The organism is Pseudomonas sp. MIL9 (assembly GCF_016887925.1).
GTDB classification, from domain to species: Bacteria; Pseudomonadota; Gammaproteobacteria; order Pseudomonadales; family Pseudomonadaceae; genus Aquipseudomonas; species Aquipseudomonas mohnii.
In genome coordinates this window covers 89,794-105,713 of the sequence record NZ_JAFEHE010000022.1, presented here as the reverse complement: position 1 = coordinate 105,713, position 15,920 = coordinate 89,794, and the positions used below count along the sequence as shown (strand labels likewise).

Genomic DNA, 15,920 nt, shown 5'->3' with positions numbered 1-15,920 from the left:
GCAGTGAAACGATGCATCGCCGATGGTAGTGTGGGGTTTCCCCATGTGAGAGTAGGTCATCGTCAAGATTAAATTCCGAAACCCCTATCTGCGTATGCAGGTAGGGGTTTTGTTTTTGTCCCTGCAGCGAGTGTCGCCGAACACTCGCTGAGCTCTCCCCTCCCGAGAATTTGCCAAACAAAAAACCAGCGCATTGCGCTGGTTTTTTTTCGGACTTTTCCGGGATTCGGGATTCGGCGTAACGCGTCTGAAAAAAACGTGGTGTTGTCCTGACGATAGATGTTATACATATAACATGCTTAACGATGATGACATCGCAATAACAATCCCTCGATCGGTGCGCTGACATGTCTACAGAAAAGAACAGCTTCCTTCAGTTGCTCGAGCAAGAGTTTTCGAACCTGACCCCGACTGGCAAACGCATTGCCAGTTACCTGTTGGGAAACCCGGATCAGCTACCGTTCGAGTCGGCCGACAGCATCGCGCAGCAGGCTTCCACCACCGGCATTTCCGTGGGGCGTTTTTTCCGTTCGCTGGGTTATCAGAACATCGATGAGGTCAAACAGAGTCTGCGCGGCGAAGCGCCGGCGTCCTGGTTGATCACTGACCGCATCGGGGCCTTTCGCACCGAAAGCACTCGAGAAGACGCACTCGACCGCTCCATGAGTCGCGAGATCGAGGCCATCCGGCACGTCTATGGCCTGGCGCGCAGCAGTGCCTTCGCTGAAATCGTGCAGCGCATCTACGAAGCCGATGCGGTATTCATTCTCGGCATCCAGTCGACCCGCGGGATTCTCACCGCGTTTCATAGCCATCTCGAATACATCCGGCCCAAGGTCTACTACGTCGACGGCTTGTCCGGTATCTACGCCGAAACCCTGAATTCCGGCTTTGCCAACCCTTACGCAATCATTTCGGATTTCCGGGCCTATTCCAGCGTGACCCGGACCTTCTGCGACGCCGCCATCGATAACAACCTGCCCTTGGCCCTGATCACCGATCTGCAATGCCCGTGGGCACGTGACTACCCGCTGGATCTGCTGCAACTCAAAACCGATGTCGGGCAGTTCTGGGACTCCCCTGCCCCGCTGGCCTGCCTGTTGAACCTGATGGTGTCGGCCGTTGCGGAAAAGTACGGCGACCGCCTCGATGAACGCCTGAGCAAAAATCGACAATTGCAAAAAGCTTTCGGCCAGTTCGAAGGCTAGATCCATCCAATCCCAACTGGAGTTTTTGCGTGAACAACAGCCCCCTTGTAGAGATTGATGCCGAGCGATATCAGGTGCAAATCGATCTGATCTACGCCAGTGCCGACAATCTGGCTGGAAAGGTGATTTACCCGAGTGCCCGTTGCCTGCTGCATCGCCAAGCGGCCGACTGCCTGGGCAAGGCCAGTGAACTGGCGCGGCTGGCCGGTTACACACTGCGTATTTATGACGCCTACCGTCCACCTTTCGCCCAATTTCTATTGTGGGAGGCATTGCCTGACGGTAACTACGTGCGCGATCCCCATTTGGGTTCCCACCATAGCCGTGGCGTGGCAGTGGACTTGACCCTGGTGGGCAGCGATGGACAGCCGCTGGATATGGGCAGCGCCTTCGACACCATGGAAGAGAAGTCCCATCAGTTCTACCCCGACCTTCCCGTTCACGTGCAACGCAATCGTCTGCTGTTGCTGGGAATCATGCTCGCGTCCGGGTTCTGCGCAATTCCCACTGAGTGGTGGCATTACGAACTCCCGGATGCCGATGATTACCCCTTGCTGGAAGACAACCAGACCACGTTCTCGAACAACTAAAACCGCAACAAACCAATAACGAAACCACAGAGTTTCGCAGCCAACGCAGCGCAATAACAACAAGCGTTACCTGCTTCACCTGCAACTGCCCGGTTATAGCTTTTATAAAAAACCTGACGTACTTCCATACATCGAATGATTAAGGAAACCGGCATGACCCCAATGAACACCGTGACCCGAAAAACCTCTCCACGCACCAGCAAGCTGCTGCTTGGCCTACTGTGCAGCGCGATGAGCCTGGGCGCCTGGCAAGCCGCTTCGGCAGCGACGGCTCAGGACACTCTGGTCATCGGCAAGCCCGCCGACCCACAAACGCTCGACCCGGCGGTAACCTTCGATAACAACGACTGGACCATCACCTACCCGTCCTATCAGCGTCTGGTGAGCTACAAAACCGACGGTGACAAGAGCAGCACCGAAGTGACAGGGGACCTGGCGGAAAGCTGGACCGTGTCGCCCGACAACCTGGTCTGGGAGTTCAAGATCAAGCCCGGCAACAAGTTCGATGACGGCACCGCAGTGGATGCCGCCGCCGTGAAGTTTTCCTTCGATCGCCTGATGACCCTCAAGCAAGGGCCGTCCGGTGCATTCCCGGAGGACATGGTGGTGGCGGTGATCGACCCGCAGACTATCCGCTTTACGCTGAAAACGCCGTTCGCCCCCTTCCTGTTCACCCTGGCCCACAACGGCGCCTCGATCGTTAACCCGCTGGTGGCCAACAAGGGCGCCGAAACCAATGCCTGGCTGTCCAGCCACACCGCAGGCTCCGGTCCTTTCCGCCTGACCAGTTGGCAAAAGGGCCAGTCCGTCACGATGGAGCCGAACCCCTACTTCGCCGGTCCCAAGCCTGCGTTCAAGACCGTGATCCTCAAGACGATTGCGGAGCCCTCCGTGCGTCGGCTGCAACTGGAGCGCGGGGACCTGGATATCATCGAAGACATGCCCGAAGACCAATTGGGCGCACTGGGCGGCAAGCCCGGCGTAGTGGTCAAGGATTTTCCTTCGCTGCGCGTCACTTACCTGTACCTGAACAACAAGAAGGGGCCTCTGACGGACGTCAACGCCCGTCGCGCGATCACCGAAGCGGTGGACTACAACGGCATCGTCAAGGGCATTCTCAAGGACAAGGCCAAATTGCTGAACGGGCCGATCCCGGATGGCATGTGGGGCTACGACAGTTCGCTGCCAGTGATGAAGCAGGACCTGGCCGCCGCGAAGAACAGCCTGGCCAAGGCCCCTCAGAAGATCACCAACCTGAACTACATGTACTCGGACAAGGACGCCAACTGGGAACCGATCGGCCTGACCTTGCAGGCGGCCCTGGCACCCTTGGGCATCAACCTCAAACTGGAGAAAACCGCCAACGCCACCCTGCGTGAACGCGTTGGCCAGGCCGACTACGACATCGCGGTGGGGACCTGGAGCCCGGACTTCGCTGACCCGTACATGTTCATGAACTTCTGGTTCGACTCCAAGATGCAGGGCCTGCAAGGCAACCGCTCGTTCTACAGCAACCCGGAAGTCGACAAGCTGATTCGCGAAGCGGCCGCTGTCAGCGACACCGCCAAGCGCGTCGAGCTTTACCAGACTGCGCAGAAAAAGGTGCTCGACGACAGCGTCTATGCCTACCTCTATCAGAAGAGCTACTCCCTGCCGATGCGTGATTCGGTCAAGGGCTACGTGTTCAACCCCATGCTCGAACAGGTGTTCAACCTGGGAAGCATGAGCAAGTAAACATGCTCCTTCGCGCCAGCCCCCGGCGGCTGGCGCGGCTTCTGATTTCGTCGCTCGTGTAACTGAGGTGCCAGATGGCCTTCCTGACATTGTTGCGCAAGCGCCTGCTCGGCTTGATGTTGGTCGTGTTCGGTGTTTCGCTGATTACCTTTTCAATTTCCCACCTGATCCCGGGCGACCCTGCCCGATTGATCGCCGGCGACCGCGCCAGCGACGCTCTCGTGGCCGGCATCCGTCATCAACTCGGATTGGATCTGCCGCTGTATCAACAATACGGTCGCTACCTGATGGATCTGTTGCACGGGGACCTGGGAACCTCGATACGCACCAACCGTCCCGTCCTGGAAGACTTGCAAGCGTTCTTCCCGGCCACACTCGAACTGGCGCTGGTCGCACTGACATTGGCGATTCTGGTCGGTGTGCCGCTGGGCGTGTTGTCAGCGGTTTACCACAACCGGCTGATCGATCAGATCGCCCGGACCCTGGCGGTCACCGGTATTTCCACCCCGGCCTTCTGGCTCGGCCTGGGTGCAATCGTGTTGTTCTACGGCCATCTGGGCTGGCTGCCCGGTGGTGGCCGGCTATCTGAAGGGCTCTCGCCGCCACCGGCGATCACGGGCTTTTATTTGATCGACTCGCTGCTGGCGGGGGATGTCCGACTGTTTCTCGATGCGGCCGAACACCTGATTCTTCCAGCCGCAACGCTGGGCTTCGTGACCCTGGGGGTTATCGCCCGGCAGATCCGCTCGGCCATGCTGGATCAATTGGGCGAGGACTACATCCGCACCGCGCGCGCCTATGGCCTGTCCCGGTGGACAGTGATCCTGCGTCACGCCCTGCCCAACGCTCTCATCCCTTCGGTGACCGTTCTCGGGTTGACCCTGGGGGATTTGTTGTACGGCGCGGTACTGACCGAAACCGTATTTGCCTGGCCCGGCATGGGGGCCTATGTGGTCAAGTCGATCCAGTCGCTGGATTTCCCGGCGGTGATGGGCTTCGCGATTCTGGTTTCGTTCATCTATGTCCTGTTGAACATGGCTATCGACCTTTTGTATCGCGTGATCGACCCACGCATCGGCGAGGTGAATTGAAATGTCTGTGACTCTGACGGCGGCACGTGGCCCGCGCAGGGCTGAAAAACTCGCCTACCTGGCGTACCAGATCCGCCGGAGCCCGCTGACCATGGCGGGCCTGCTGATCACTTCTATCGTATTGCTGTGCATGATCTTCGCGCCCTGGCTCGCCAGCCACGACCCGAATGCACTGAACCTCGGCGAACGCCTGGCGCCGCCATCCGCCGACCATTGGTTCGGCACAGATGAAGTGGGTCGCGACCTGTTCAGCCGGGTGCTGTTCGGCAGCCAGCAGTCGGTGGGCGTCGGCCTGTTCGTGGCTTTCGCCTCCTGTTTCATCGGCGGGCTGCTAGGGTGCTTTTCGGGGGTGATCGGTGGGCGTTTCGACGCCTTCATCATGCGCCTGATGGACATCATGCTTTCGGTCCCGTCACTGGTGCTGATCATGGCATTGGCGGCCGCATTGGGCGCGAGTCTGTTCAACGCCATGCTGGCCATTACCCTGGTGCGAATCCCATCCTACGTACGACTGGCCCGTGGCCAGGCCTTGAGCATTCGACAGATGGGGTACGTCAAGGCCGCCCATACGTTCGGGGCCGGACGCTGGCACGTGGTGCACTGGCACGTGGCGCGAAACGCAATGCCGCCCTTGCTGGTGCAACTGAGCCTGGATATCGGTAGCGCCATCCTCATGGCCTCGGCCCTTGGATTCATCGGCCTGGGCGCGCAGCAGCCAACCGCCGAGTGGGGCGCAATGGTCGCCACCGGGCGCAATTACATCCTCGATAACTGGTGGTATTCGACCTTTCCAGGCATGGCGATTCTGATCACCGCCACCGGTTTCAACCTGCTGGGCGATGGTGTACGCGACCTGCTCGACCCACGGCAACAGGGGAAATGACGATGCAGACTTCAAGCCCAGTGCTGGCCATCGACAATCTGAGCCTGGAATTCCCGGCTTACAAAAACAATGTGAAAGCTTTGAACGGCGTGACGTTGCACGTCAATCCCGGCGAAATCGTCGGCGTGGTGGGCGAGTCCGGGTCGGGCAAGTCGGTCACGGCCATGCTCAGCATGCGTCTGCTGCCCGAGCGCAGCTATCGCATTACCGCGGGCAGCCTCAGCATGCTCGGCCGCGACATGCTCACAACGCCTGAAAAGGAACTGCTACAGATTCGCGGACGCGATGCGGCGATGATTTTCCAGGAGCCGATGACCGCCCTGAACCCGACCCGGCGCATCGGTCGACAAATGCTCGATGTGATCATCCATCACCAGAAAATCAGTGCTGCCCAGGCGCGACTCAAGGCGATTGCCCTGTTGCGCGACATGCACATCGCCAGCCCCGAGCACGTATTGGAGAGCTACCCGTTCGAACTGTCCGGGGGCATGCGTCAACGGGTGATGATTGCGCTGGCGTTCTCCTGTGAACCGCAACTCTTGATCGCCGACGAGCCGACCACCGCGCTCGACGTGACGGTGCAACGCCAGGTGCTGTTGCTGCTGCGAGAAAAGGCCAGGCAACGGGGGACTGCCATTTTGCTCATCACCCATGACATGGCATTGGTGTCGCAGTTCTGTGACCGGGTGTATGTCATGTACACCGGCGCTGTGGTCGAAGAAGGCCGCACCGTCGACGTGATGAACAACCCGCAACACCCCTATACCCGTGGGCTGCTCAGCGGCCTTCCGGAAATGGTGGAACCGGGCCAGCCGTTGCTGACCATTCCCGGGCAAGTCCCCAACCTCGCCTCTTTACCCGAGGGCTGCACGTTTCAGGAGCGGTGCTCTTACGCCATGCCGGTCTGTGCCAAACGTCCGCCCCTCAATGCCATCAACGACCAACGTAAAAGCGCTTGCTGGTTGCCCGTCAAGGAGCTTTCGTGATGAACAATGCTGTCCTTTCTAGTGCTATCGACATGGCTCCCCCGATTCTTCAACTCAACGATGTTCGTGTGCGTTTTCCCGTCAGTAACGACTGGCTGGGTCGGCCGCGAGGCTTTGCTCATGCCCTGAATGGCATTGATCTTCAGGTACGGGCGGGCGAAACCCTGGGGATCGTGGGTGAGTCAGGCTGTGGAAAAAGCACATTGGCGCAGCTGTTGATGGGCTTGATTGAGCCCAGCAGCGGCGATTTGAACTGGGCCAGTCGCACCGGCAGCGAAGGCCGCAACAACGTGCAGATTGTGTTCCAGGACCCCCAGTCTTCGCTCGACCCGCGTCTGCCGATCTGGCGGATCATCACCGAGCCACTGTACGCCCGGGGTCATGTCGATCGGGCACAGATGCGCGAGGTGGCAGCCAAGGTCGCGTCCCAGGTCGGTATCCGCCCGGAATACCTGGACCGCTTCCCCCACCAGTTCTCCGGCGGCCAGCGTCAGCGGATTGCCATTGCCCGGGCCCTGTCCTCCGACCCGGATATTATCGTGCTAGACGAACCCACATCGGCGCTGGATATCTCGGTTCAGGCGCAGATCCTCAACCTGCTCGCAGAACTGCAACGCGCCCGCAACCTGACCTACATCCTGATTTCCCATAACGTGTCCGTCGTGCGTCATATGGCAGACCGGGTAGCGGTGATGTATTTGGGGCAAATCGTCGAGCTGGGCCAGGCTGCCCAGGTGCTCGATCAGCCACGCCATCCCTATACCCGCCTGTTACTCGAAGCGGTGCCACGACTGGGCGTTGCGCTGCATGCAGAGCAGGTGGCGGCGCCTACCGAATTGCCGGGCAACCGTCATCTGCCGACTGGCTGCTTCTTTCGAGAGCGGTGCAGCCTGTGCACCGTGGGCTGTGACAAACCTCAGGTCCTGCAGGGAGATGAGCGGCAGCGGGCGCGGTGTCATTTACAGGGCTGATTTCCTGTCGGCGGAAGCCTGTTGTGGCGCATAAAAAAACCGGCTTTATTAGCCGGTTTTTTGACCTTCGGGAAAACCTATGCACATTTTTCCGAATTTTATGAAGATAAGAAATATATAGTTAAATCATAGTCTTAGCATAAAAATGCGGCCTGTTTGAGCAAAACGGCACACAGGTTATCCACAGAATTCAGACAGCCACTTGATCGCTGGCCACCGGGGCTTGTGGGGCGGGTGGAAGTGATCCCATTTCCCGTTGCATCTGCTCGTTCCAGGCCTGAACCCGATCGTTGAGCTCGGCAATGGCGCGCGGCCCGCTACCCTCGGCATGCATCGGCTTGCCGATGATCACGGTAATGACACCTTGCTTCTTCGCCCAGCCGGTTTTTGGCCAGAACTTGCCGGCGTTGTGGGCAATAGGCAGCACCGGAAGTGCGGCGTTGACCGCCAGTGCGGTACCGCCGCGAGAGAACTTCCCGATGGTGCCGTAAGGGACCCGCGTGCCTTCAGGAAAAATCAGCACCCAGACGCCATCCTTGAGCAGCTCATCGCCCCTCTTTGCCACTTGCTTGAGCGCGGCTTTCGGGTTGTCACGGTCGATTGCAATCGGTCGCAACATGGCCATGGCCCAGCCGAAAAAAGGGACAAACAGCAACGAGCGCTTGAGCACCTGGCTCAACGGCTCGAAGTAGGCCGAGAGAAAGAATGTTTCCCAGGTGCTCTGATGGTTCGATTGAATCACGCAGGGTTGGTCGGGCACGTTCTCGGCGCCTTTCACTTCGTAACGGATACCCAGGAATACCTTGCTCAGCCACAAGGCGCAGCGGCACCAGTAAACGTTGATGAAGCGATAACGCGCCTTGAATGGCAAAAACGGCGCGACAAAAAAGCTCAGGCTGCACCACAGCAACGAACTGGTGCCCAGCAGCAGGTAAAAGAGGAAGGTTCTGATGGCCTGCAATATCGACATGGTGACGTTTACCGTTGCGGGAACTGCCCGTCCTATATAAAGCGCACTTCCCTTTCATCCCTGGTCAGGACCAATCGAAGCGCACACTTACTCAAGGGCATGTGTGGATAAGTTCTGCGGCTATCGCCGCCAGATCGTCAAAAATCAATGTGCCTACCGGAAGGGTCTTGCCCAAAGTCTTCACGCCTTTTCCGGTCTTTACCAAAACTGGCTGAGAATCGACGGCTTTGGCAGCTTCCAGGTCACCGAGACTGTCGCCGACGAACCATAGATTAGTCAGCGATACGTTGTAATGTGCGGCGATGTTTTTCAACATCCCGGGTTTTGGCTTGCGGCAATCACAGCCATCGTCCGGCCCGTGCGGGCAGTAGACGATCAGGCCGACTTCACCGCCCTGCTCCGCCACCAGCGAGCGCAAACGCTCGTGCATGGCGTCCAGGGTGGCGATGTCGTAATAGCCGCGAGCGATGCCGGACTGGTTGGTAGCAACCGCTACCGTCCAGCCGGCCTTGCTCAACTGCGCGATGGCCTCGATCGCCCCGGGGAGCGGTATCCACTCCTCCACTGACTTGATGTAAGCGTCGGAGTCGTAGTTGATCACCCCGTCCCGATCGAGTATCAGCAGTTTCAAACAGTCTTACCCCAGCAACGAAATATCGGCGACGCCGAGGAACAGGCCGCGCAGACGCGCCAGCAACGCATAACGGTTGGCGCGAACTTTCGCGTCTTCCGCGTTGACCATCACGGCTTCGAAGAACGCATCCACCGGCTCGCGCAAGGCGGCCAGGCGTGCCAGGGATTCGCTGTACTGACGCGCTGCGGCCATTGGCTGAACCGCCTGGTCTGCCTGCTGGATCGCCGAGTACAGGGAGAACTCGTTGGCATTGTCGAAGAACTTGGCTTCCACGACGGTCGGCACGGAGCCTTCCACCTTGCTCAGCAGATTCGAAACGCGTTTGTTCACGGCAGCGAGGGCAGCGGCTTCCGGCAACTTGCGGAAGGCCTCTACCGCTTGTACGCGCTGGTCGAAGTCCAGGGCGGAACCCGGCTTCAGGGCACGCACCGACAGGTAGGTCGCAACGTCGACGCCTTCGTCCTCGTAACGGGCACGCAGACGGTCGAAGATGAACTCCAGCACCGTGTCGTTCAGGCCGGCAGCCTTGACCTTGGCACCGAACGCATTCACGGCGAAAGCCACGGCGTCGTTCAAGTCGAGGTCGAGTTTCTTGTCGATCAGGATGCGCAACACACCCAATGCGGCACGGCGCAAGGCGTACGGATCTTTACTGCCGGTAGGCAGCATGCCGATGCCGAAAATACCGACCAGGGTATCCAGCTTGTCAGCGATGGCCACGGCCGCACCGGTCAGGGTGGTCGGCAGCTCGGCGCCGGCACCGCGCGGCATGTATTGCTCGTTCAGTGCCAGTGCAACGTCTTCCGGCTCGCCATCGTTGAGGGCGTAATAGTAGCCGGCGACACCTTGCATTTCCGGGAACTCGCCGACCATTTCGGTCGCCAGGTCGCACTTGGACAGCAGGCCGGCGCGAGCCGCCCACGCGGCGTTGCCGCCGATGCGCTGAGCGATGAACGCGGCCAGTTTGGAAACGCGTTCGGCCTTGTCATAGACGCTGCCGAGTTTTTCCTGGAACACCACGTTTTGCAGGCGCAGGTTGAAGTCTTCGAGTTTCTGCTTCTTGTCTTGCTTGAAGAAGAACTCGGCGTCGGTCAGGCGTGGACGAACCACTTTCTCGTTACCGGCGATGATCTGCTGCGGGTCCTTGCTCTCGATGTTGGCCACAGTGATGAAACGTGGCAGCAACTTGCCGTCGGCATCCAGCAGGCAGAAATACTTCTGGTTGTCCTGCATGGTGGTGATCAGGGCTTCTTGCGGTACGTCGAGGAAACGCTCTTCGAACGAGCACACCAGCGGCACCGGCCATTCAACCAGCGCGGTCACTTCGTCGAGCAGGTCCGGCGGCACGATCGCCGTGCCTTCCTGACGGGTGGCCAGCTCTTCGGTGCGCTTGCTGATGATGTCGCGACGCTCGTTGGCGTCAGCCAATACATAAGCGGCACGCAGGTCAGCCAGGTAGCTGGACGGCGAACCGATGCGCACGCTTTCCGGATGGTGGAAGCGGTGACCACGGGAATCGCGGCCGGCCTTCTGGGCGAGGATGGTGCAGTCGATGACCTGGTCACCGAGCAGCATGACCAGCCATTGGGTCGGGCGAACGAATTCTTCCTTGCGAGCACCCCAGCGCATGCGCTTGGGAATCGGCAGGTCATTCAGGGAATCTTCGACGATGGTCGGCAGCAGGCTCGCGGTCGGCTTGCCGGCGATGTTTTGGCTGTAGCGCAGTTTCGGGCCGCTCTGATCGATTTCGCTCAGGTCGACGCCGCACTTCTTGGCAAAGCCCAGTGCCGCCTGGGTCGGATTGCCTTCGGCATCGAACGCGGCCTGACGTGGCGGGCCATCGAGGTTGATGCTGCGATCCGGCTGCTGGGTGGCCAGCGAGGTGATCAGCACGGCCAGGCGACGCGGCGCGGCATAAACGGTTTTGGTCTCGTAGTTCAGGCCGGCCGCTTGCAGGCCCTTGTCGATACCGGCCAGAAACGCTTCGGCCAGGGTGTTCAGGGCTTTGGGTGGCAGTTCTTCAGTGCCCAGTTCAACCAGAAAATCCAGAGCACTCATTGTGCAGCCTCCAGCTTGGCCAGTACTTCATCACGCAGGTCCGGGGTTGCCATCGGGAAGCCCAGCTTGGCGCGAGCCAGCAGGTAGGCTTGCGCGACGGAACGCGCCAGGGTGCGCACACGCAGAATGTATTGCTGACGCGCGGTCACCGAGATTGCCCGGCGCGCATCCAGCAGGTTGAAGGTATGGGACGCCTTCAACACCATTTCGTAGCTCGGCAACGGCAGCGGCTGGTCGAGTTCGATCAGGCGCTTGGCTTCGCTTTCATAGAAATCGAACAGTTCGAACAGCTTCTCGACGTTGGCGTGTTCGAAGTTGTAGGTCGACTGCTCCACTTCGTTCTGGTGGAACACGTCGCCGTAGGTCACCTTGCCGAACGGACCGTCAGCCCAGACCAGGTCGTAGACCGAGTCCACGCCTTGCAGGTACATGGCCAGACGTTCGAGGCCGTAAGTGATCTCGCCCGTCACCGGGTAGCACTCGATGCCGCCCGCTTGCTGGAAGTAAGTGAACTGCGTCACTTCCATGCCGTTGAGCCAGACTTCCCAGCCCAGGCCCCAGGCACCGAGGGTCGGCGATTCCCAGTTGTCTTCGACGAAGCGGATGTCGTGCACCAATGGGTCCAGGCCCACGTGCTTGAGGGAGCCCAGGTACAGCTCCTGGAAGTTGTCCGGGTTCGGCTTCAGGACCACCTGGAACTGGTAGTAGTGCTGCAGACGGTTCGGGTTTTCACCATAGCGGCCGTCAGTCGGGCGGCGACTTGGCTGCACATAGGCGGCGTTCCAGGTTTCCGGGCCAATGGCGCGCAGGAATGTTGCGGTGTGGAAAGTGCCGGCGCCTACTTCCATATCGTAGGGCTGAAGTACCACACAACCTTGCTCGGCCCAGTATTGCTGGAGGGCGAGGATCAAGTCTTGGAAGGTACGCACGGCTGGCGTAGGCTGGCTCACGAATTCACCTGTTTCTTGGGCTGCGATTTAAAGAGCGGGAGTATACCCGATTCATTGCTGCGCACGCCCCCTGGAGCCTTATGCCACGCTGCTTTTGGTGTTCCGAAGATCCGCTGTACATGGCTTATCACGATCAGGAGTGGGGCACGCCGCTACGCGATGCGCAGGGATTGTTCGAGTTGCTTTTGCTCGAAGGGTTCCAGGCCGGGCTTTCCTGGATCACCGTTTTGCGCAAACGCGAGCACTATCGCCGAGTGATGTACGGCTTTGACGTGCAGCGCGTGGCGCAGATGAGCGACGCCGAAATCGATGATTTGATGCTCGATCCGGGCATTATCCGCAATCGCCTCAAACTCAACGCGGCCCGGCGCAATGCCCAGGCCTGGCTGGCGCTGGAAGACCCTGTCGAGTTTCTCTGGTCGTTCGTCGGCGGCGCCGTAAAGATCAATCATTTCAAGGATCGCACCGAAGTCCCGGCCATCACGTCCGAGGCGGTGGCGATGAGCAAAGGCCTGAAAAAGGCCGGCTTCACCTTCGTTGGCCCGACCATTTGCTACGCCCTGATGCAGGCTTCGGGCATGGTCATGGACCACACGCGCGATTGCGACCGCTACGCGCTGCTGGCGAACGGCGGTTAGAATAGCCGCCTCGCGCACAGCACAAGATCAGGAGTGACCTGTGGATAAGTTTAAAGGCGCCTTGCTGGTAGGCGCTCTGCGGCTGTTTGCCCTGCTCCCGTGGCGGGCGGTGCAGGCTGTCGGCTCGGCGATTGGCTGGGTGATGTGGAAAACCCCTAACCGTTCCCGCGACGTGGTGCGGATCAACCTGTCCAAATGCTTTCCGGAGATGGACCCCGCCGAACGTGAGCGTCTGGTCGGCCAGAGCCTGAAAGACATCGGCAAGTCACTGACCGAAAGCGCCTGCGCCTGGATCTGGCCGGCCCAGCGCTCCATCGACCTGGTGCGTGAAGTCGAGGGGCTCGACGTTCTGAAGGATGCACTCGCCTCCGGCAAGGGCGTGGTCGGCATCACCAGCCATCTGGGCAACTGGGAAGTGCTCAACCACTTCTATTGCAGCCAGTGCAAACCGATCATTTTCTACCGTCCGCCCAAATTGAAGGCGGTGGATGAATTGTTGCGCAAGCAGCGGGTACAACTGGGCAACAAAGTGGCCGCCTCCACCAAGGAAGGCATCCTCAGCGTCATCAAGGAAGTGCGCAAAGGTGGTGCAGTGGGCATTCCCGCCGACCCGGAACCGGCCGAATCCGCCGGGATCTTCGTGCCGTTCTTCGCCACTCAGGCACTGACCAGCAAATTCGTACCGAACATGCTCGCGGGCGGCAAAGCGGTCGGCGTCTTTCTGCACGCCCTGCGCCTGCCCGACGGTTCAGGCTATAAAGTGATCCTCGAAGCCGCGCCAGAGGCCATGTACAGCACTGACACCGAAGAATCCTGTGCCGCCATGAGCAAGGTGGTCGAGCGTTATGTGCGGGCGTATCCAAGCCAGTACATGTGGAGCATGAAGCGCTTCAAGAAGCGTCCGCCCGGCGAAGAGCGCTGGTATTGAAACAATTGGCACAGTCTGTGGATAACTTGTAGGAGCGAGCCTGCTCGCGATGGTCGTGAACGATGACGCGGGAAGTCTGATTCCCCGTGGTGTCCTCAGGTCCATCGTCAGACCGCCGCCCGGAGCCGGCTCGCTCCTACAAGTTATCCACAGTACGTTCATAAGGGCGCAGTAGATGTCCAAACACCGCAAATCATTTCGCATCAAGATCAGTCACGACAGCTTTGGCGAATGCCTGGGCCAGACGCGCAATCTGTCGGCCACGGGTGTCTACGTCAAACATCCGGCGTTGTCGGCTCTGCACAGGGGCGCGGTGGTTTACGGACAGGTACAGGGCTTGCCGGCCGGCGCGCCGCGTGTACGCATGGAAGTGGTGCAAGTGGATGCCGAAGGCATTGATTTGCGTTATCTCTGATCAGTGCGCCTGACGATCGAGCTTTTTCAGGAAGACCGTCATTTCCTTTTCTGCCTGTTTATCGCCATGGGCTTTGGCGGCCTCCAGGCCTTGCTCCCAGGCCTGTCTTGCGGCGGGATAGTTCTCCAGGGCCTGATGGGCCTTGCCCAATAGCTTCCACGCGGCCGAATACTTCGGATCAATCTCGACGCAACGCTGAAAATGCTCCACAGCCTTCGCGTTCTCCCCCAGATCCAGATAGCCCTTGCCCAGGCCGAAGCGCAGCAATGAGTTATCCACACCCTTGGCGAGCATTTTTTCCAGGGATTCGATCATCAGTGAATTCCTTGTTGAGATTATTCAGGGATATTTATGTGTTCTCGCGGGCAAGCCCGCTCCCACAGTGTTTTGCGGCGAACACACAGGTTGTGTACGCCTGGATTCCTGTGGGAGCGGGCTTGCCCGCGAAGAGGCCAGTCAGGCCACTGCAAAATGCCGATCAGAAGAAACTGAGTCCCACATGGAACAGCTTCTCCACATCCCGAATATGCTTTTTATCCACAAGGAACAGAATCACGTGGTCGCCAGTTTCGATCACCGTGTCGTCGTGGGCAATGATCACTTCTTCGTCGCGGATGATCGCGCCGATGGTCGTGCCCGGCGGCAGGCCGATGTTCTCGATGGCTTTGCCGATGACCTTGCTCGATTTCGCATCACCGTGGGCAATGGCCTCGATGGCTTCCGCCGCGCCCCGACGCAGTGAGTGCACGCTGACGATGTCGCCGCGGCGCACGTGGGCCAGCAAGGTGCCGATGGTCGCCAGTTGCGGACTGATGGCGATGTCGATGTCGCCGCCCTGAATCAAGTCGACGTAGGCCGGGTTATTGATGATGGTCATCACCTTCTTCGCGCCCAGGCGTTTGGCCAGCAGCGACGACATGATGTTGGCTTCGTCGTCATTGGTCAGGGCCAGGAAGATGTCCGCATCGGCGATGTTTTCTTCTATCAACAAGTCGCGGTCGGAGGCACTGCCCTGCAGCACGACGGTGCTGTCGAGGGTGTCCGAGAGATGACGGCAGCGTGCCGGGTTCATCTCGATGATTTTCACCTGGTAACGGCTCTCGATGGCCTCGGCCAGGCGCTCGCCGATCTGCCCGCCGCCGGCGATGACGATGCGTTTGTAGGTCTCGTCGAGACGGCGCATTTCACTCATCACCGCGCGAATGTTCGCTTTGGCGGCGATGAAAAACACTTCGTCGTCCGCTTCGATCACCGTATCGCCCTGGGGCAGGATCGGCCGGTCACGACGGAAAATGGCCGCCACGCGGGTTTCGACATTCGGCATGTGCTCGCGCAACTGCCGCAATTGCTGACCCACCAGCGGTCCGCCGTAGTAGGCCCGCACCGCGACCAGTTGCGCCTTGCCCTCGGCGAAGTCGATCACCTGCAACGCACCCGGATGCTGGATCAGGCGTTTGATGTAGTTGGTGACCACTTGTTCCGGGCTGATCAGCACGTCCACCGGAATCGCTTCGTTATCGAACAGTTCGGAGCGCGTGAGGTACGCCGCTTCGCGCACGCGAGCGATTTTGGTGGGGGTGTGGAACAGGGTGTGGGCCACCTGGCAGGCGACCATGTTGGTCTCGTCACTGTTGGTCACGGCCACCAGCATGTCGGCGTCGTCCGCTCCAGCCTGGCGCAGTACCGTCGGCAGTGAGCCGCGACCCTGAACCGTGCGGATGTCCAGCCGGTCGCCGAGATCGCGCAGGCGCTCGCCGTCGGTGTCGACCACCGTGATGTCGTTGGCCTCGCTGGCCAAATGCTCCGCCAGCGAACCGCCGACTTGCCCTGCACCGAGGATGATGATTTTCATCCAGTCACTCCA

General features: G+C 59.7%; 16 protein-coding genes. 10 read left to right on the top strand and 6 right to left on the bottom strand.

Annotation, left to right across the window (positions count from 1 at the left end):
* Positions 1–347: 347 nt before the first annotated feature.
* From JQF37_RS22815 to JQF37_RS22785, 7 genes are all read left to right on the top strand, one after another.
* Positions 348–1,208, top strand: coding sequence for a MurR/RpiR family transcriptional regulator (locus tag JQF37_RS22815; RefSeq protein ID WP_130208076.1), 861 nt, complete (start codon positions 348–350; stop codon positions 1,206–1,208).
* 29 nt (positions 1,209–1,237) lie between these two features.
* Complete coding sequence (ddpX, locus tag JQF37_RS22810) at positions 1,238–1,798, top strand: D-alanyl-D-alanine dipeptidase (RefSeq protein ID WP_047535651.1); 561 nt, start codon at positions 1,238–1,240, stop codon at positions 1,796–1,798.
* 153 nt (positions 1,799–1,951) lie between these two features.
* Positions 1,952–3,532 carry an ABC transporter substrate-binding protein gene (locus JQF37_RS22805; RefSeq protein ID WP_103406888.1) on the top strand — a complete coding sequence of 527 codons (1,581 nt, stop codon included), beginning with the start codon at positions 1,952–1,954 and terminating at the stop codon, positions 3,530–3,532.
* Between the two features lie 74 nt (positions 3,533–3,606).
* Positions 3,607–4,623, top strand: a complete 1,017-nt coding sequence (locus JQF37_RS22800; RefSeq protein ID WP_130208074.1) for an ABC transporter permease — start codon at positions 3,607–3,609, stop codon at positions 4,621–4,623.
* 1 nt (position 4,624) lies between these two features.
* Complete coding sequence (gene ddpC / locus JQF37_RS22795) at positions 4,625–5,506, top strand: D,D-dipeptide ABC transporter permease (RefSeq protein ID WP_047535662.1); 882 nt, start codon at positions 4,625–4,627, stop codon at positions 5,504–5,506.
* A 2-nt stretch (positions 5,507–5,508) separates the two neighbouring features.
* The gene (locus JQF37_RS22790) at positions 5,509–6,492 is read left to right on the top strand and encodes an ABC transporter ATP-binding protein (RefSeq protein ID WP_130208072.1); all 984 of its coding nucleotides are present in this window, start codon (positions 5,509–5,511) and stop codon (positions 6,490–6,492) included.
* The gene (locus tag JQF37_RS22785) at positions 6,492–7,463 is read left to right on the top strand and encodes an oligopeptide/dipeptide ABC transporter ATP-binding protein (protein WP_130208070.1); all 972 of its coding nucleotides are present in this window, start codon (positions 6,492–6,494) and stop codon (positions 7,461–7,463) included. The genes JQF37_RS22790 and JQF37_RS22785 overlap by 1 nt, the downstream gene beginning before the upstream one ends.
* 190 nt (positions 7,464–7,653) lie before the next feature.
* Here the strand turns inward: JQF37_RS22785 and JQF37_RS22780 are convergent, their stop codons facing one another.
* The 4 genes from JQF37_RS22780 to glyQ form a co-directional block, all read right to left on the bottom strand.
* Positions 7,654–8,433 carry a lysophospholipid acyltransferase family protein gene (locus tag JQF37_RS22780; RefSeq protein WP_130208068.1) on the bottom strand — a complete coding sequence of 260 codons (780 nt, stop codon included), beginning with the start codon at positions 8,431–8,433 and terminating at the stop codon, positions 7,654–7,656.
* Positions 8,434–8,524: 91 nt separating this feature from the next.
* Complete coding sequence (gmhB, locus tag JQF37_RS22775) at positions 8,525–9,064, bottom strand: D-glycero-beta-D-manno-heptose 1,7-bisphosphate 7-phosphatase (protein WP_130208066.1); 540 nt, start codon at positions 9,062–9,064, stop codon at positions 8,525–8,527.
* A 6-nt stretch (positions 9,065–9,070) separates the two neighbouring features.
* Complete coding sequence (gene glyS / locus JQF37_RS22770; RefSeq protein ID WP_130208064.1) at positions 9,071–11,125, bottom strand: glycine--tRNA ligase subunit beta; 2,055 nt, start codon at positions 11,123–11,125, stop codon at positions 9,071–9,073.
* Positions 11,122–12,075, bottom strand: a complete 954-nt coding sequence (gene glyQ / locus JQF37_RS22765; protein ID WP_003213601.1) for a glycine--tRNA ligase subunit alpha — start codon at positions 12,073–12,075, stop codon at positions 11,122–11,124. Before glyQ ends, glyS begins: the two co-directional genes overlap by 4 nt.
* An 80-nt stretch (positions 12,076–12,155) precedes the next feature.
* Here glyQ and tag point away from each other — a divergent pair, with 80 nt between their 5' ends.
* The 3 genes from tag (at position 12,156) to JQF37_RS22750 (ending at position 14,056) form a co-directional block, all read left to right on the top strand.
* A complete protein-coding gene (tag, locus tag JQF37_RS22760; protein WP_130208063.1) occupies positions 12,156–12,713 on the top strand; it encodes a DNA-3-methyladenine glycosylase I in 558 nt (185 codons plus the stop codon).
* A 40-nt stretch (positions 12,714–12,753) separates the two neighbouring features.
* Positions 12,754–13,641 (top strand): lysophospholipid acyltransferase, encoded by an 888-nt coding sequence (locus JQF37_RS22755; protein ID WP_047535688.1) that lies wholly within the window; start codon positions 12,754–12,756, stop codon positions 13,639–13,641.
* Positions 13,642–13,816: 175 nt separating this feature from the next.
* A complete protein-coding gene (locus JQF37_RS22750) occupies positions 13,817–14,056 on the top strand; it encodes a PilZ domain-containing protein (RefSeq protein ID WP_130208062.1) in 240 nt (79 codons plus the stop codon).
* On the opposite strand, the gene JQF37_RS22745 is transcribed toward JQF37_RS22750, so the two are convergent.
* Positions 14,057–14,374, bottom strand: coding sequence for a tetratricopeptide repeat protein (locus tag JQF37_RS22745; protein ID WP_161793959.1), 318 nt, complete (start codon positions 14,372–14,374; stop codon positions 14,057–14,059).
* A 160-nt stretch (positions 14,375–14,534) separates the two neighbouring features.
* Entirely contained in the window at positions 14,535–15,908 is a 1,374-nt protein-coding gene (gene trkA / locus JQF37_RS22740) for a Trk system potassium transporter TrkA (RefSeq protein WP_130208060.1), read from the bottom strand.
* Positions 15,909–15,920: the final 12 nt, after the last annotated feature.

Coding starts and splice junctions, on each gene's coding strand:
- glyS (WP_130208064.1), bottom strand. CDS start 11,125: ATGAGTGCTCTGGATTTTCTGGTTGAACTGGGCACTGAAGAACTGCCA.
- JQF37_RS22815 (WP_130208076.1), top strand. CDS start 348: ATGTCTACAGAAAAGAACAGCTTCCTTCAGTTGCTCGAGCAAGAGTTT.
- JQF37_RS22790 (WP_130208072.1), top strand. CDS start 5,509: ATGCAGACTTCAAGCCCAGTGCTGGCCATCGACAATCTGAGCCTGGAA.
- JQF37_RS22800 (WP_130208074.1), top strand. CDS start 3,607: ATGGCCTTCCTGACATTGTTGCGCAAGCGCCTGCTCGGCTTGATGTTG.
- JQF37_RS22785 (WP_130208070.1), top strand. CDS start 6,492: ATGAACAATGCTGTCCTTTCTAGTGCTATCGACATGGCTCCCCCGATT.
- trkA (WP_130208060.1), bottom strand. CDS start 15,908: ATGAAAATCATCATCCTCGGTGCAGGGCAAGTCGGCGGTTCGCTGGCG.
- ddpC (WP_047535662.1), top strand. CDS start 4,625: ATGTCTGTGACTCTGACGGCGGCACGTGGCCCGCGCAGGGCTGAAAAA.
- tag (WP_130208063.1), top strand. CDS start 12,156: ATGCCACGCTGCTTTTGGTGTTCCGAAGATCCGCTGTACATGGCTTAT.
- JQF37_RS22805 (WP_103406888.1), top strand. CDS start 1,952: ATGACCCCAATGAACACCGTGACCCGAAAAACCTCTCCACGCACCAGC.
- JQF37_RS22780 (WP_130208068.1), bottom strand. CDS start 8,433: ATGTCGATATTGCAGGCCATCAGAACCTTCCTCTTTTACCTGCTGCTG.
- JQF37_RS22750 (WP_130208062.1), top strand. CDS start 13,817: ATGTCCAAACACCGCAAATCATTTCGCATCAAGATCAGTCACGACAGC.